Annotated in this window: 1 pseudogene; it reads right to left on the bottom strand. The window is 32.0% G+C overall.

The annotated features are described in order from the left end of the window. Positions 1 to 78: 78 nt before the first annotated feature. Positions 79 to 612 (bottom strand): annotated as a pseudogene (locus IDG60_RS17160) (transposase); the annotation flags it as partial. Between the last annotated feature and the right edge of the window lie 217 nt (positions 613 to 829).

Raw genomic sequence — 829 nt, 5'->3', positions numbered from 1 at the left:
GTTAATGACACGCTCAGGCTGGAACATTAAGTTCTTAGGCAATGTAAAAAAGCTGATTTCTATTAATTATTTGATAGAAATCAGCTTTTCTTCAACTAAGTCACGATATAGTGTTTTTGAATTTTCGTTCAATTTCGATTCGTGATTTGGAATACTTTTCTTCCACACAAATGTATACCTATTGGCATTAGCTTCTACTTTTGTACCATCAATAAAAATTGAATTATGATCAATAAGATTTTGCTTTAAACATTGACTATGAAACTGGATAAATAAAGATTCAATTAATGCATCAGTATTAGGATTTACTCTAAAACGATTAATAGTTTTATAAGAAGGTGTTTGATTTTGAGCTAACCACATCATTCGAATACTGTCATGAAGTAATTTCTCTATTCTACGACCAGAAAATACAGATTGAGTGTATGCATATAAGATAATTTTTAACATCATTTTTGGATGATAGGATGTTGCGCCACGATGATGTCTGAATTCATCGAATTCGCTATCAGGTATCGTTTCAACAATTTCATTAACATATCGTGAAATATCATTTTGAGGAATTCTAACAGAAGTTTCTATTGGTAGTGTAAGTTGGGCAAAGTGTCTTATTTTTTTTAAAGTATTTAAAAGTAAAATTACATGTTAATACGTAGTATTAATGGCGAGACTCCTGAGGGAGCAGTGCCAGTCGAAGACCGAGGCTGAGACGGCACCCTAGGAAAGCGAAGCCATTCAATACGAAGTATTGTATAAATAGAGAACAGCAGTAAGATATTTTCTAATTGAAAATTATCTTACTGCTGTTTTTTTAGGGATTTATGTCCCA

This window comes from Staphylococcus sp. EG-SA-2, from assembly GCF_017152085.1.
Note: the sequence above shows the minus strand (reverse complement) of the source record. Positions and strands in the feature narration are given on the sequence as shown.